The organism is bacterium Unc6 (genome assembly GCA_013626165.1).
Classification (GTDB): domain Bacteria; phylum Omnitrophota; class Gorgyraeia; order Velesiimonadales; family Velesiimonadaceae; genus Velesiimonas; species Velesiimonas alkalicola.
Window position 1 is genome coordinate 135,945 of the sequence record NDHX01000001.1, and the last position, 14,747, is coordinate 150,691.

Below are 14,747 nucleotides of genomic sequence, written 5' to 3' on the forward strand. Positions count from 1 at the left end.
AATATAAAAATATTATGGAAGTAAAATATACTTTACAAAAATTACGCAATGTAGGTATTATTGCACATATTGATGCAGGGAAAACAACTACCACAGAGAGAATTCTCTATCATGCTGGAACCATTGATAGAATGGGAAATGTTGATGATGGAACAACACAGACAGACTGGATGGTTCAGGAAAGGGAAAGAGGTATAACTATTACAAGTGCCTGTACCACCAGTTTTTGGAAAGACTGCAGAATAAACATCATAGATACACCGGGGCATATTGATTTTACCGTAGAGGTAGAAAGAAGTTTAAGGGTTCTTGACGGTGCGGTTGTGATATTCTGTGCTGTAGGAGGAGTTGAGTCTCAATCTGAAACAGTATGGAGACAGGCAGATAGGTATCATGTTCCAAGGATTGCTTTTATTAATAAAATGGACAGGATAGAAGCAGATTTTTTTGGAACCCTGAAACAGATACAACAAAGACTTGGCGCAAATGCAGCAGCGGTTGAGATACCCATAGGGGTTGGACAAAATTTAGAAGGTGTTATAGACCTTATTAAAATGAAATCTCTTATCTATGATATTAAAGACATTACAGGTAGATTTAAGGTTGGTTCAGTTTCACCTGACCTTTTAGAAATGGCAAAACTGTATCGCGCAAAACTTATTGAGTCTGTCGCAGAGACCGATAAAAATATTATGGAAAAGTTTTCGCACGATCAGGAAATAAAAGAAGGAGAACTATCATCTGCCATAAGAAGACAGACGATAGCAGGAAAGTTTGTTCCGGTTCTTTGCGGTTCATCACTTAAAAATATAGGTGTTCAACCTATTTTAGATGCAGTTGTAGACTGGTTGCCAAGCCCGGTTGATGTCCCCCCTGTTCAGGGGATTGTTCAGGGTAAAGATGTAATAGAACAAAGGAAAGCATCGGATGATGAGTATTTTTCTGCACTTGCATTTAAGATAATGATAGATCCATATGTTGGAAAACTCACATTTTTAAGGGTCTATTCAGGCATACTAAAATCAGGTTCCTACATATATAACGTAAGCAGGGACAAAAAAGAAAGAATTGGAAAACTTCTTAAAATGCATGCAAACAGGCAGGAAATAATTGAAGTGGTAAAAACTGGAGATATTGCTGCTGCTGTAGGACTAAGAGAAACAAAAACGGGTGATACCATATGTGATGAACAACATCCTGTAATCCTTGAGTCCATGCATTTGCCACAGCCTGTTATATCCCTTGCAATTGAACCTTTGACAAGACAGGATCAGGATAAACTTTCTCTTGCACTTTCAAGATTGCAGGACGAAGACCCTTCGTTTTGTGTTTCTTATAATGAAGAGACGGCACAGACGCTTATTTTGGGTTTTGGAGAATTGCATCTTGAAATAATTGTTGACAGATTGAAAAGAGAATTCAATGTTCAGACACAGGTTGGAAAACCGCATGTTGCATATAAAGAAACATTGATTAAACCTGTAAGACAGGAAGGAAAGTTTGTGCAGCAGAGCGGCGGGCGTGGACAGTATGGGCATGTCGTATTTGAGATAGAGCCCATAGAAAGAGGTTCAGGAATAGTGTTTGAAAGTGCGCTACGCGGAACAAGTATACCCAGAGAATATGTTCCCTCTATAGAACAGGGAGTAATAGAATCCGCACAGACAGGACCTTTGGGAGGATTTCCTGTTGTAGATGTAAAGGTAGTGCTTATAGATGGCTCATACCATGAAGTAGATTCTTCAACATTCGCATTCAAGATGGCAGGCTCTATCGGATTTAGCGCAGCACTTAGATCGGGGGGTTCAATGCTCCTTGAGCCTATTATGGATGTGGAGGTTGTGGTTCCTGAGGAATATTTAGGCGATGTAATTGCTGATATGGGAGCTCGCAGGGCAAAGATAGAACAACTTTCACAGAGAGGCAATGTCCGTGTTATAAGAGGATTTATTCCTCTTTCAGAGCTTTTTGGATATGCAACTGCTGTTCGTTCTGTAAGTCAGGGAAGGGCATCATATGTAATGCAGCCAGCATATTATGCAGAGGTTCCAAAAAATATAAAAGAAAAAATACTTAAAGGCAAAAAGTAAAGTGACTGGTGCCTGATGCACTGGCAAACAGGAGGTAAAAAATGGCAAAAGAAAAATTTCTCAGGACAAAACCGCATGTAAATGTAGGGACCATAGGACATGTTGACCATGGAAAAACAACACTGACAAGTGCAATAACAAAAGTATTATCTAGCAAGGGATTGGCTCAGGCAAAGACATTTGAAGAAATAGATAATGCGCCTGAGGAAAGAGAAAGAGGAGTAACAATAAATGTACACCATGCGGAATATCAAACACAGAACAGGCACTATGCACATGTGGACTGTCCAGGTCACGCAGACTATATAAAGAATATGGTTACAGGAGCGGCACAGATGGACGGAGCAGTATTAGTGGTAAGTGCAGTAGATGGTCCTATGCCGCAGACAAGAGAACACATACTTTTGGCAAGACAGGTGGGAGTTCCTGCAATGGTGGTGTTCTTAAACAAAACAGATGCAGTAGAAGATAAAGAATTAGTAGATTTAGTTGAAATGGAAGTGCGAGATTTATTAAGCAAATATGAGTTTCCTGGGGATAAGATACCGGTGGTAAGAGGAAGTGCATTAAATGCAATGAACTGTGGATGTAGCAAAGATGATTGTCCAAACTGCAAGTCCATACTGGAATTGATGTCAGCAGTAGATAGCCATATACCTGAGCCTGTAAGAATAACGGACAGGGCATTTTTAATGTCCGTAGAAGATGTATTTAGCATAAGCGGCAGAGGAACAGTAGGAACAGGAAGAGTAGAAAGAGGAATAGTCAAAGTAGGAGAAGAAGTAGAAATAGTAGGGATACAGACAGAGAGCAGAAGGACAGTAGTAACAGGGGTAGAGATGTTCAGGAAGTTGTTAGACGAAGGAAGAGCAGGAGACAACATAGGGGTATTGTTAAGAGGGATAGAAAAAAAAGACTTAGAAAAAGGGATGGTCATATCGGCACCAAATACAATAACGCCACACACACAATTCAAGGCACAGGTATATGTATTAACAAAAGAAGAAGGTGGAAGACACACACAATTTTTCAGCGGCTACAGGCCTCAGTTTTTCTTCAGGACAACAGATGTAACAGGAGTAATAACATTACCGCAAGGAACAGAAATGATAATGCCTGGCGACAATGTATCTGTAACAGTAGATCTGATAGTACCTGTGGCAATGGAAAAAGAGCAAAGATTTGCAATCCGCGAAGGAGGAAAGACAATAGGAGCAGGCGTGGTAACAGAGATAATAAAATAACAGGAGATAGTAGGTGGGAGGTAGTAGGTAGGAAAGAAATATTTTTTCCTATCTACTACCTACTATATCCTACCTCCTATATTTTTTGGGGGAAAGAGATGGCTCAAAGGATAAGGATAAAACTAAAAGCATATGACTCAAGACTTTTAGACCAATCTACGCAGGAAATTGTAAATACTGTTAAAAGAACAGGTGCAAAGATTTCAGGACCTATTCCGTTACCTACTAAAAAAGAGGTAACAACTGTTCTGCGTTCTCCTCATGTAGATAAAAAATCAAGGGAACAGTTTATAATAAGAACACATAAAAGGATACTTGATATACTTGAGTCAACACCTAAAACAATAGATGCATTAAAAAAACTTGATCTGCCAGCTGGTGTAGATGTTGAGATAAAGTAGGGTCTGCTGAAAAACTCATCAGACCTTAAAATCGGTGTAATCTTTCCAAAATCTGTGTAATCAGGGCTTACTGGATGTGTTAATATAACACAGTAAGCCCAGTCTTTAAGAGCACCAGAGCACCAGAGCACCAGTGCACCAGTTATAGAGAGATTAATTATGTCCATAGGATTACTTGGAAGAAAATTAGGAATGACACAAATTTTTGCCGAAGACGGCAGAAGGATTCCTGTTACAGTCATAGAAGCAGGCCCCTGTCCTGTCTTACAGATAAAGACAGCTCAGAAGAACGGTTATGATGCCATTCTTATCGGGTTTGGAGAAAAAAAAGAATCAAGGGTATCAAAACCGAATCTCGGTTTTTTTAAGAAGATAGGCAGGATTCCTGTTCAATTGATGAAAGAAATAAAAATACCTCAGGGCACCGAAAAACCACAGGAAGGCGTTGTATTAAGGGTTGACCAGTTTAAACCCGGTGATTTTGTAGATGTAACGGGAAAATCTATCGGCAAGGGTTTTCAGGGCGGTATGAAAAGGTGGGGATGGGCAGGAGGACCAAGTACACATGGTTCTACATCTCACAGAAGGGTAGGTTCTATAGGGTCCTCTACTACACCTGGAAGAGTTATAAGAGGGCATCACATGCCGGGTCATATGGGCAATGATACTGTTACAACACAAAGTTTAGAAGTTATAAAAGTTGATGTTGAGAATAATCTTATTGCAATAAAAGGTTCTATTCCCGGGTCTAAATCCGGATATGTTACGCTCTGCAAGGCGTTAAAAAGACTTCCCATACTTAAGGTTGCCACAGTTGCTGAGAAGCATAAGAAGGCAGATACATTGAAGGCTTCTAAGCTTATGAAGAGGATAAAAAAATAAATAAAATGGGTAAAAATGTTTGAGATAGCGGTAAAAAACATAAAAGGCGAGAATGTGGGGCAGGTTTCGCTTGATGAGGCGATATTCAATGGGAAAATAAATAAAGATGTCTTGCACGAAATACAGGTTATGGCAGAGGCTAATTTAAGGAAAGGCACTGCTTCTACCAAAACGAGGGGGGAGGTTTCCGGTGGTGGTAAAAAGCCATGGAGACAGAAAGGAACAGGAAGGGCCCGTGCAGGTTCCATAAGGTCGCCACTGTGGCGTCATGGTGGGATTGTATTCGGTCCTCATCCTCGGAATTTTCATTACAGTGTAAATAAAAAGATTAGAAAAATTGCATTAGTTTCGGCACTAAATTCAACTCTGAAAGAAAACGCCCTTTTTGTTATAGATGCTTTTAATTTAGATTCCTCAAAAACAAAGAATGCAGCAAGCGCAATATCGTCTATTGGTGTAAGGAAACCTGTTCTTTTTGTGTTTGACAAAATAACCACAGAGGTTAACAGAGTAACAAGAAATATAGAAGGTGTCCGAATTATAATATCTTCAAATCTTGATGCTTATAGTGTTTTAAGGTCAAGGTCTGTTGTTTTTACGAAAGATGCGTTAAATAGTATTATAGAGAGATTGAAGAAATGAAAGACCAGTATGCAGTTGTAAAAAGTTTATTAAGAACAGAAAAAGGGACCGAACAGAAAAAGATTAATAAGTATCTTTTTCTTGTGGATATGAAGGCTAACAAGGTTCAGGTTAAAAATGCGGTGGAAAAAATATATAGTGTGAAGGTTGAAGGGGTGAACACATCAATAATGTCTGCAAAACCTAAACGTGTCCGCAATCGTCAGGGTTGGACATCAAAATGGAAAAAAGCGGTTATTACCTTGAAAGAGGGAAACAAAATAGAAGCAGAATAATAAATAGAACCTAAGAAAAGGAAACATATGGGAATAAAAACATATAAGCCGACAACCCCTGGGTCAAGATGGAAAACAGGTTATACATTTGAAGAAATTACAAAACAGGCGCCGGAAAAATCGTTGATAACTGTTTTAAAAAAAAAAGGTGGCCGCAATATACACGGTCATATTACAATAAGACACAGGGGTGGCGGCAATAAAAGAAGGTACAGGAGTATAGATTTTAAAAGAGATAAAACAGACGTGCAAGGCAGAGTGGTAACAATTGAATATGATCCTAACCGTTCTTCAAGGATTGCACTTATACAATATCCAGACGGAGAAAAAAGATATATTATATGTCCTCTTGATCTAAAAATAGGAGATACAGTTGCATCTGGTCCTGATGTAGATATAAAGCCCGGCAACGCACTTCTGTTAAGAAAAATACCGACAGGCACAATTATTCATTGTCTTGAATTGCATCCTGGCAGTGGAGCAGCACTTATCAGAAGCGCAGGGGCATCAGCACAGATGGTTGCAAAAGAAGGTAAATATGCGCATATCAGAATGCCCTCAGGCGAGGTAAGGCTTTTTAGTCTTAATTGTTATGCAACAATAGGACAGGTAGGGAATATAGAACACGGCACAATTTCTCTTGGCAGAGCCGGTAGAGCAAGGCATATGGGAAGAAGGCCAAAAGTTCGTGGTGTTGCAATGAATCCCCATGACCATCCGATGGGCGGAGGTGAAGGGAAAGCTTCCGGTGGACAGCCAAGAAGTCCGTGGGGTCAGTATGCAAAAGGATTTAAGACAAGGAAGAAACACAAGGTTTCTGATAAATACATAGTTAAAAGAAGAAAGTAAAAGAAACAGTAGGTAGTAGATAGTAGATAGTAGGTAGTAGGTAGTAGGTAGTAGGTAGTAGGTAGTAGGTAGTAGGTAGTAGGTAGTAGATAGTAGGTAGTAGGTAGTAGATAGGAGATAGTAGGTAGGAAAAAAAATGGTAACTGGTGACCGGTGACTGGAACCCCGGGCACCAGGGCACCCTTTGGGCAGGAGAAAACATAATCCCCCGACCCATCCTTTGGATGGGTGCCCCGCCCTTCCTTTTGTAAAGAAAGGCAGGGGTGGATTATCTTTTCTAGGATTTAATGGGGAATTGACATGGCAAAAAAAATAGATACAAGAATTGTTTCAAAAGCATTTGCTCGTTATATAAGAATGACACCGAGAAAGGTAAGGGGTGTTATTGACCTTGTTCGTGGTAAAAGGCTTAAACTGGCATATTCAATACTCATCGGTGTTAACAAGTCTGCAAGGCTGCCAGTTGAAAAAGTTATAAAATCGGCGGAGACAAATGCAAAAAGGTCTTCTCCTACTATAGACACAAGCGGCCTTATTATAAAACATATATGGGCAGATGAAGGTCCCTTGCTTGGATATGGGAAAAGATTCAGGGCTGCTCCGATGGGAAGGGCTATGCAAATAAAAAAAAAGACCTGTCATATCGGGGTGGAATTAGCAGTAAAATAATAGTAGATAGTAGGTAGTAGGTAGTAGGTAGGAGATGGAGGTAAAATGTGGGACAAAAAGTAAATCCTATTGGTTTAAGATTAGGGATTGTAAAAGACTGGAGTTCTCGTTGGTTTGCGCCTGCGAAAGATTATGCAGACCTATTAAACGAGGATGTTGGTATAAGAAAATATATCTATAAGTTATTTGCTCAGGCAATGGTTGCAAAGGTTGATATAGAAAGAGCAGGCGACCGTGTGCGGATTATTATACATACTGCCAGACCGGGAATTATCATAGGAAGAAAAGGGGCAGATGTTGACAGGCTCAAGGAAGATTTACAAAAAATTACAAATAATAAAGAAGTTTATATAGATATTCAGGATGTAAAAGAGCCGCTCCTTAATGCAAGACTTGTTGCTGAAAATATTGCATATCAGATACGGAAACGTATTTCATACAAAAGAGCAATGAAAAAGGCGATACAGTTAAGTATGAATGCAGGAGCAAAAGGCATAAAAATAGCCTGTGCGGGAAGACTTGCAGGTGCCGAAATGGCAAGAGAAGAAACAAGAAAAGAAGGGAAAGTTCCTCTTTCTACATTAAGGGCTAATATTGACTATGCATGTATACAGGCGCTTACTATGTATGGAACAATAGGTGTAAAGGTTTGGATATATAGTGGAGAAATAGTGCCACAAAAAAATAGGTGAATAGGTAAAAACAAGTAGGTAGTAGATAGGAAAGAATAACCAATAACCAAGTTCTAAACACCAGGCGCTAAACAATAATCAATTTTTCAAATCCCAATTATCAAACTTTGGAATTTTTTATTTCTCAAATTGGTGTGTTTTTATGAAGGGGAGTTGATATGGCTTTAATGATGCCCAAAAGGGTAAAATATAGGAAAGCACAAAGAGGCAGAAGAAAGGGGATTGCAACAAAAGGTTCTAACATTTCATTTGGCGAGTTCGGTTTAAAAGCACTTGAAAATGGTTGGATAGGCAACAGACAGATTGAAGCGGCACGTGTTGCATTAACCCGTGCAGTAAGAAGAGGAGGAAAACTTTATGTAAGGCTTTTCCCGGATAAGCCCGTTACTAAAAAACCGGCAGAAACAAGGATGGGCAAAGGCAAGGGGGCAGTTGAAAATTGGGTTGCTGTTGTAAAAAGGGGTAAAATTCTTTTCGAATTAGAGGGTATTCCGGGTACTGTTGCAAAAGAGGCATTCAGACTTGCAGCGCACAAGTTGCCGATAAGAACATGTTTTGTTGCAAGAAAACATCTGTATAATACAAATTGAAAAAGATAAGATTGTTGTTAAATTTTTTTAAAAAATATTACCCATAAAGAATGGTAATTTTAAGAAGCAATAGAAATACCGGAAAGCAAAGAAGATAGTATGAAAGCGAAAGAAATAAGAACATTCTCCGCTGAGGAAAGAAAAAACAGGCTTGGCTCTTTAAAAAAAGAGATTTATGATATTGAATGTAGAAAAAAGACAGGTGAAGCGCAATCCAGCGGGAAGGTAAGAAACATAAGAAAGGACATTGCAAGAATTTTAACAGTAATGAATCAAAAGGAGCAAAAATGACAGGTAGGGTAAGAAAAAGAAAAGTTAAAGAGGGTGTTATTGTAAGCGACAAAATGAATAAGACGGTGATTGTTAAGGTTACAAGAAGAGCCAAACATCCTGTATATGGGAAGATTGTATCAAGGGCTAAAAATTTTATGACTCATAATGAAAACATTGCAAAATTGGGTGATAAAGTAAAAATAATGGAAACCCGCCCTCTTTCAAAAAATAAAAGGTGGCGTGTTGTAGAAGTGGTGAAAAAACTTTAATTTCATGTGGATTATAAAATGACAAATAGCGGATTTTGTTTTAAAGAGGCAATTTAAGCAATGATACAGATGAGAACTATATTAGATGTTGCAGATAATACAGGAGCAAAACGAGCCTCTATGATAGGTGTTCTTTATAAGGGAGGAAAACTTACTGGAAGAGTCGGTGATATTATTACATGCAATATAAAAGAATCTTCGCCTGATGCTGTTGTAAAAAAGGGCGAGGTTACAAGAGCAGTTATAGTAAGAACTAAAAACTGGATAAGAAGAAAAGATGGTTCTGCTGTTAAATTTGATTCAAATGCAATTGTAATTATAGATCCCCAAGGAAATCCTCGTGGAACCCGTGTGTTCGGTCCCATTGCGAGAGAAATAAGAGATAAGGAGTTTATAAAGATTGCGTCTTTGGCGCCGGAACTGGTATAAACATAAACTTAAAAAGGGAAATACTTATGTTTAAAATTAAAAAAGATGATACAGTTGTTGTTTTAAAAGGAAGGGACAGGGGAAAGACCGGAAAGGTTTTAAAAATTTTTACCTCCTGCGGAAAACCCGAAAGAGCACTTGTCCAGGGAATCCAGATTGTGAAAAGGCACTTAAAAAAAAGGAAACAGGATGAGCCAGCCGGTATAGTTGAAAAAGAGGCGCCTATAAATGTAAGCAATATTGCGCCACTATGTAGTAAATGCAAAAAACCGGCAAGGGTTGGTTTTAAGATAGAGGATTCAAAATCATCGCAAAGTGGCTCCTCCATACTTGCAAAGAAGATTCGTTATTGTAAAAAGTGCAAGGAAGCGATCATATGATGCCGAGAATACTTGAAAAATACAGGAAAGAAACAATCCCCCATTTAAGGAAAAATATAGGGATAAACAATGTAATGGCATTGCCCAAGATGTCCAAGATTGTTGTAAATGTTGGTTGTGGGGAAGGGGCAAAAGATATAAAGATACTTGAAGGCATAAGAAATGACCTTGCTACAATTACCGGACAGATGCCGGTTATAACAAGAGCGAAGAAGGCTATTGCAAATTTTAAGATAAGAGAAAAACAGACAATAGGATGTATGGTTACATTAAGAGGGGTAAGGATGTATGAGTTTTTTGACAGGCTTGTTAATGCAACGCTTCCTCGTATCAGGGATTTCAGGGGTGTTTCTGTTAAAGGTTTTGATGGACAGGGAAATTATAATCTTGGTCTGCTAGAACATACGGTATTTCCGGAGATTGACATAGACAGGGTTACAAAAGTATTTGGTATGAATATAACAATTGTTATAAAGAACGGAAGTCCAAATGGGTCATATCAATTGCTTAAATTGCTTGGTATGCCATTTCAGAAATAGGAGAATTTTATGGCAAAAAAGTCTTTGATAAATAAGGCAAATAGACTGCCAAAATTTAAGACAAGGGCGTATAACAGATGTAGACAATGCGGAAGAAGTGGCGGATACTTAAAAAGATTTAAACTTTGCAGGCTTTGTTTCAGAGAGTTAGCATCCCGGGGAGAAATTCCAGGTGTTGTAAAAGCAAGTTGGTAAAAATTCAGGAGGAATGAATGGCTTTAACTGACCCTGTGGCAGACTTTCTTACAAGAATTAGAAATGCAAGTAATGCAAGAAAAGAAAATGTTGATGTTTGTAGTTCTCGTCTTATAAGTGAAATATTAAGAATATTAAAACAAGAAAGGTATATTCTTAATTATAAGCAATTGGAAGAAGGCCAGAAAGGCTTACCACGAGTAAAAAACAGATATCGTGTATACTTAAGAATGACAAGAAAAGGGGAACCTGTAATTCAGGGTATTTCAAAAATTTCAAAACCTGGTTTAAGAATTTATGCAGATGTTAATAAATTGGCAAAAATCAGAAGGCACTTAGGTGTTGCTGTTGTATCCACATCAAAAGGAATTATGACGGATAAAGAGGCAAGGAAGAACAAAATAGGCGGAGAAGTTGTTTGCAGGATATGGTAGGGGATAGGTAAACAGGTGACAGGTGACCGGTGCACTGGTGCACTGATGCACTGATGCACTGATGCACTGGTGCACTGGTGCACTATTAAAGAGGAAGATATGTCAAAGATAGGCAAGAGACCGATTTTGTTGCCAAAGGGCGTTACAACACAGATAAAGTCTGATACTGTTGTAATAACCGGACCAAAAGGAGCGTGTGAAAAAACTCTTCCAACAGGTGTTCAAATTCAGCAGAATGAAAATCAAATTTTTATTACTACGCAAGGTACGGGCGCACAAAATGCATCACACTGGAATACAATTCAGGGGACCATCAGGAGTCATATTAAAAATATGATTCAAGGCGTATCAGAAGGTTTTCAAAAGGAACTTGATATTGTTGGTGCTGGTTACAGGGCACAGGTTTTGGGAAAAAAGTTAAATATATATTTAGGTTTCACACACCCTATCAATTATGATATACCTGCTGGCATAATCATAGAAGTTCCCAAACCTACATCAATAATTATAAAAGGGGTTAATAAGGAGTTAGTGGGCAGGGTTGCAGGAGAGATAAGAGGTGTTATGAGGCCTGAACCGTATAAAGGTAAGGGCATAAGATATAACAAAGAGATTGTCAGGAAAAAGGCTGGAAAGGCAGTAGCAGGAAAATAAAAATTAGTATCTAGTAGATAGAGGAAAAAATGGTGACTGGCATAAGAGGCAGGAGGTAGTAGGTAGTAGATAGTAGGCAGTAGATAGTAGGTAGTAGATAGTAGGTAGTAGATAGTAGGTAGGAGGTAGGATAAAAAATGGGGACTGGCGACTGGAACCCCTGGCACCAGGGTATCCTTCAGATGGGGGGGGGATTATGTTTTGAATTTATTTGTAATTTGAGATTTGTTTAAGATTTCCTCGTTAGAAGTAAAAAAACTTCTAAACGGGGTTTGTATCTTCGGATACTTTCCGGGTGTGGCACTTCGGAGAACGGTCTCTACGGTAAATATTGTTTATGGGGGCACATGAAAGTAAATAATCAAATAGGATTGCTCAGGCGCCACAAGCGTATAAGAAAAAAAATATCAGGAACTGAGAAAAGACCGAGACTTTGCGTTCATAGAAGTCATAAAAATTTATACGCTCAGATTATAGATGATACGCAAGGAAAGACACTGGTTTCATTTTCTACTTTAAGCCCTGAATTTTCTGGGCAAAAAGGTGGAAATATTAAGTCTGCAGAATCACTTGGTGAAAAAATAGCAAAGATTGCTGTGGAAAAAGGGCTCAGTGAAGTCATATTTGACAGGGGTGGCTATCTTTATCACGGGAAGATAAAGGCATTTGCAGACGCAGCTCGCAAGGCAGGTTTGAAGTTTTAAAGGGGGTTAATTTGGCCGAGGAATTAAAAATATCTGAAGAAAAAACATCCACAGAGTCCCCAACCCAGGATGCACCAGTTATAGAAGTTACTCCTAATGTTAAAAGGTCAGATTCTTTGCAGAAAGAAACAATCACGCCCTTTATGGTTAAAGAAAAAGAAGAGGAATGGATAGAAAAGGTTGTAAGTATAAACAGAACCGCAAAGGTTGTAAAGGGGGGAAGAAGAATGGCATTTAGCGCTCTTGTTGTTACAGGCAATACCCGGGGACAGGTTGGTTTTGGTGTGGGCAAGGCAAACGAGGTAGTAAATGCCATAAGAAAAGGTGGGAACGAGGCCCGTAAGTCTTTATTTAATGTTATGTTAAAAGGTACAACTATTCCTTACCAGGCAATAGGGCACTGTGGGGCTGCAAGAGTTTTAATTAAACCTGCATCAAGGGGTACCGGTGTCATTGCAGGTGGTGCCGTAAGAGCAGTTTGTGAAGTGGCGGGTATAAAAGACATACTTGCAAAATGTCTTAAATCTGATAATCCTGTAAATGTTGTAAGAGCAACGGTTGATGCATTCAAAAAAATGGGAAAGGCAGGATTAAAAGATGAAATTGAATGAGATTGCAAAAATTAAGGGTTGGAGAAAGAATGCAAAAAGGGTCGGCCGTGGGCCTGGCTCAGGGCATGGGAAAACATCCTGCAAAGGACAAAAGGGGCAGACATCAAGAGCGGGAAGAGCCACGAAACCGGGTTTTGAAGGAGGACAGACCCCTCTTATAAAAAGAATACCTAAAAGAGGTTTTACAAGTTATCCCAAAACTGTCTATCAGGTAGTAAATCTTGATAGATTGAATACATTGCAAGATAATACAGAAATTGACTTAAAAGCAATGATAGAAAAAGGATGGATAAAGCACGGTCCTGTAAAAATACTTGGGAAAGGAGAATTAACCAAAAATGTTAGTGTGCAGGCAAATGCGTTTTCAAAAAGTGCAGTGGACAAAATAGAGAAAGCAGGTGGCAAAGCTGTTGCTTTAAGGTCCATACCTCAATAAGTTTATACCAAAGTAGGATTTTCTTGGACAGGACAATAAAAGAAGATATAGGAGATAGTTTCATGGGGACAAGTTTTTTCGTCATTCCACGATTCAATAGGTCCTGCCTGCCAGTGTGCATAGCGGGGAATCCAGGCATAAAGGAGTGATATGTTTAAGGCATTTGCAAATGCTTTTAAAATAGAGGATTTAAGAAAGAAGATTATTATTACTCTTGCACTTCTGTGTGTCTTGAGGATAGGTTCTTATATCCCTGTGCCGGGTATAGACCATGTTGAGCTGGGGAAGTTTATTAGACAGTTGCAGATGGGTTTTGCCGGGCAGGCTGTATTTGGAATGATGGATCTTTTTACAGGTGGTGCAATGAGTCAGTTGACTGTATTTGCGCTTGGTATTATGCCATATATCTCTGCTTCTATTATTTTTCAACTTCTTACCGCTGTTGTTCCCTCATTAGAAAAACTTGCAAAAGAAGGAGAAAGTGGAAGAAGAAAATTAAATACGTATATCAGATATGCAGCAATCGGGATAGGCATATTTCAGGCAATGCTTATAAGTGTTGGGATTGAGAATCCAAGGAATACGGGTGGTTTCTCTCTTGTCTTAAATCCTGGATTGCCTTTTCGTTTTGTAGCCATACTTTCAATGGCGACAGGGACAACATTTATTATGTGGCTCGGCGAGCAGATACAGGAATATGGGATTGGGAATGGTATGTCGCTTATTATCGCAGCAGGCATTGTTTCAAGAATACCTGCTGCTATTGGACTTATGGTAGAGGTTGTCAGATTAGGACAGGTGCAAGCCTACACTATTATACCGCTTCTTGTACTTCTTGTTGCAGTTACAATGGCAATTGTTTTGATAACACAGGCTGCAAGAAAAATACCAGTACAATATGCAAAAAGGGTTGTTGGCAGGAAAGTGTATGGCGGAGCAAGTACATATATACCATTAAGAGTAAATCAGGCCGGTGTTATTCCCATTATATTTGCACAAACCATTATTATGTTCCCGGCTGTAATTGCCAGTTTTATTCCTAATGAGGCATTTCGTAAGTTTGCAGATTGGTTAACAAGAGGACATATACTTTATACATCTCTTTATGCAATGCTTATAATTATTTTTGCATATTTTTATACGGCAATAGTATTTAATCCCATAGATATTGCAGAGAATATGAAGAAATATGGCGGTTTTGTCCCCGGCATAAGACCGGGTAAGCCAACTGCTGATTATTTTGATTTTGTTATGACAAGGATTACACTTCCCGGAGCACTTTTCCTTGCCCTTGTTGCGATATTTCCGGATTTGATTACATACTGGTTTAGGATTCCGTATCTTCCGGCAAGCTTTTTTGGCGGCACAGGGCTTCTTATTGTTGTCGGTGTTATGCTTGATACAAGCCGCCAGATAGAAACTCACCTTCTTATGAGAGACTATGAGGGTTTTATGAAAAAGGGAAGGATAAAGGGAAGAAGATAGGATA

General features: G+C 39.0%; 23 protein-coding genes. 22 read left to right on the forward strand and 1 reads right to left on the reverse strand.

Annotated features, from left to right (window positions below):
* The first annotated feature begins 14 nt into the window (after window positions 1-14).
* The 7 genes from B9J78_00700 to B9J78_00730 all read left to right on the forward strand — a co-directional run bounded on the left by B9J78_00700 (window position 15) and on the right by B9J78_00730 (window position 6,383).
* The gene (locus B9J78_00700) at window positions 15-2,090 is read left to right on the forward strand and encodes an elongation factor G (protein ID MBA2123457.1); all 2,076 of its coding nucleotides are present in this window, start codon (window positions 15-17) and stop codon (window positions 2,088-2,090) included.
* A gap of 41 nt (window positions 2,091-2,131) precedes the next feature.
* On the forward strand, window positions 2,132-3,334 hold the full coding sequence (locus B9J78_00705; protein ID MBA2123458.1) for an elongation factor Tu: 1,203 nt from the start codon (window positions 2,132-2,134) through the stop codon (window positions 3,332-3,334).
* A gap of 98 nt (window positions 3,335-3,432) precedes the next feature.
* On the forward strand, window positions 3,433-3,735 hold the full coding sequence (locus B9J78_00710; protein ID MBA2123459.1) for a 30S ribosomal protein S10: 303 nt from the start codon (window positions 3,433-3,435) through the stop codon (window positions 3,733-3,735).
* Window positions 3,736-3,894: 159 nt separating this feature from the next.
* Window positions 3,895-4,617: a 50S ribosomal protein L3 gene (locus B9J78_00715; GenBank protein MBA2123460.1), complete on the forward strand. Its 723-nt coding sequence runs from the start codon at window positions 3,895-3,897 to the stop codon at window positions 4,615-4,617.
* Between the two features lie 15 nt (window positions 4,618-4,632).
* Entirely contained in the window at window positions 4,633-5,259 is a 627-nt protein-coding gene (locus tag B9J78_00720; GenBank protein ID MBA2123461.1) for a 50S ribosomal protein L4, read from the forward strand.
* Window positions 5,256-5,534 (forward strand): 50S ribosomal protein L23, encoded by a 279-nt coding sequence (locus B9J78_00725; GenBank protein ID MBA2123462.1) that lies wholly within the window; start codon window positions 5,256-5,258, stop codon window positions 5,532-5,534. Before B9J78_00720 ends, B9J78_00725 begins: the two co-directional genes overlap by 4 nt.
* Before the next feature lie 27 nt (window positions 5,535-5,561).
* Window positions 5,562-6,383: a 50S ribosomal protein L2 gene (locus B9J78_00730; protein ID MBA2123463.1), complete on the forward strand. Its 822-nt coding sequence runs from the start codon at window positions 5,562-5,564 to the stop codon at window positions 6,381-6,383.
* On the opposite strand, the gene B9J78_00735 is transcribed toward B9J78_00730, so the two are convergent.
* Entirely contained in the window at window positions 6,367-6,564 is a 198-nt protein-coding gene (locus B9J78_00735; GenBank protein ID MBA2123464.1) for a hypothetical protein, read from the reverse strand. The two genes, B9J78_00730 and B9J78_00735, sit on opposite strands and share 17 nt — an antisense overlap.
* 119 nt (window positions 6,565-6,683) lie before the next feature.
* Here B9J78_00735 and B9J78_00740 point away from each other — a divergent pair, with 119 nt between their 5' ends.
* The 15 genes from B9J78_00740 to B9J78_00810 all read left to right on the forward strand — a co-directional run bounded on the left by B9J78_00740 (window position 6,684) and on the right by B9J78_00810 (window position 14,743).
* Window positions 6,684-7,052 carry a 50S ribosomal protein L22 gene (locus B9J78_00740; protein MBA2123465.1) on the forward strand — a complete coding sequence of 123 codons (369 nt, stop codon included), beginning with the start codon at window positions 6,684-6,686 and terminating at the stop codon, window positions 7,050-7,052.
* A gap of 47 nt (window positions 7,053-7,099) precedes the next feature.
* The gene (locus tag B9J78_00745) at window positions 7,100-7,744 is read left to right on the forward strand and encodes a 30S ribosomal protein S3 (protein MBA2123466.1); all 645 of its coding nucleotides are present in this window, start codon (window positions 7,100-7,102) and stop codon (window positions 7,742-7,744) included.
* Between the two features lie 158 nt (window positions 7,745-7,902).
* The gene (locus tag B9J78_00750) at window positions 7,903-8,334 is read left to right on the forward strand and encodes a 50S ribosomal protein L16 (protein MBA2123467.1); all 432 of its coding nucleotides are present in this window, start codon (window positions 7,903-7,905) and stop codon (window positions 8,332-8,334) included.
* A gap of 99 nt (window positions 8,335-8,433) precedes the next feature.
* Window positions 8,434-8,625, forward strand: a complete 192-nt coding sequence (locus B9J78_00755; GenBank protein MBA2123468.1) for a 50S ribosomal protein L29 — start codon at window positions 8,434-8,436, stop codon at window positions 8,623-8,625.
* Complete coding sequence (locus B9J78_00760; GenBank protein ID MBA2123469.1) at window positions 8,622-8,876, forward strand: 30S ribosomal protein S17; 255 nt, start codon at window positions 8,622-8,624, stop codon at window positions 8,874-8,876. The genes B9J78_00755 and B9J78_00760 overlap by 4 nt, the downstream gene beginning before the upstream one ends.
* Before the next feature lie 60 nt (window positions 8,877-8,936).
* Window positions 8,937-9,305, forward strand: coding sequence for a 50S ribosomal protein L14 (locus B9J78_00765; protein MBA2123470.1), 369 nt, complete (start codon window positions 8,937-8,939; stop codon window positions 9,303-9,305).
* Between the two features lie 26 nt (window positions 9,306-9,331).
* Window positions 9,332-9,685: a 50S ribosomal protein L24 gene (locus tag B9J78_00770; GenBank protein MBA2123471.1), complete on the forward strand. Its 354-nt coding sequence runs from the start codon at window positions 9,332-9,334 to the stop codon at window positions 9,683-9,685.
* Window positions 9,685-10,224, forward strand: coding sequence for a 50S ribosomal protein L5 (locus B9J78_00775; protein MBA2123472.1), 540 nt, complete (start codon window positions 9,685-9,687; stop codon window positions 10,222-10,224). The genes B9J78_00770 and B9J78_00775 overlap by 1 nt, the downstream gene beginning before the upstream one ends.
* 9 nt (window positions 10,225-10,233) lie before the next feature.
* Window positions 10,234-10,419, forward strand: a complete 186-nt coding sequence (locus B9J78_00780; protein ID MBA2123473.1) for a type Z 30S ribosomal protein S14 — start codon at window positions 10,234-10,236, stop codon at window positions 10,417-10,419.
* Between the two features lie 17 nt (window positions 10,420-10,436).
* Window positions 10,437-10,853: a 30S ribosomal protein S8 gene (locus B9J78_00785; protein MBA2123474.1), complete on the forward strand. Its 417-nt coding sequence runs from the start codon at window positions 10,437-10,439 to the stop codon at window positions 10,851-10,853.
* 99 nt (window positions 10,854-10,952) lie between these two features.
* On the forward strand, window positions 10,953-11,507 hold the full coding sequence (locus tag B9J78_00790; GenBank protein ID MBA2123475.1) for a 50S ribosomal protein L6: 555 nt from the start codon (window positions 10,953-10,955) through the stop codon (window positions 11,505-11,507).
* Window positions 11,508-11,854: 347 nt separating this feature from the next.
* Complete coding sequence (locus B9J78_00795; protein MBA2123476.1) at window positions 11,855-12,211, forward strand: 50S ribosomal protein L18; 357 nt, start codon at window positions 11,855-11,857, stop codon at window positions 12,209-12,211.
* A 143-nt stretch (window positions 12,212-12,354) separates the two neighbouring features.
* Window positions 12,355-12,822, forward strand: coding sequence for a 30S ribosomal protein S5 (locus B9J78_00800; protein ID MBA2123477.1), 468 nt, complete (start codon window positions 12,355-12,357; stop codon window positions 12,820-12,822).
* A complete protein-coding gene (locus tag B9J78_00805; GenBank protein MBA2123478.1) occupies window positions 12,809-13,258 on the forward strand; it encodes a 50S ribosomal protein L15 in 450 nt (149 codons plus the stop codon). The genes B9J78_00800 and B9J78_00805 overlap by 14 nt, the downstream gene beginning before the upstream one ends.
* 150 nt (window positions 13,259-13,408) lie before the next feature.
* Complete coding sequence (locus B9J78_00810; GenBank protein ID MBA2123479.1) at window positions 13,409-14,743, forward strand: preprotein translocase subunit SecY; 1,335 nt, start codon at window positions 13,409-13,411, stop codon at window positions 14,741-14,743.
* Window positions 14,744-14,747: the final 4 nt, after the last annotated feature.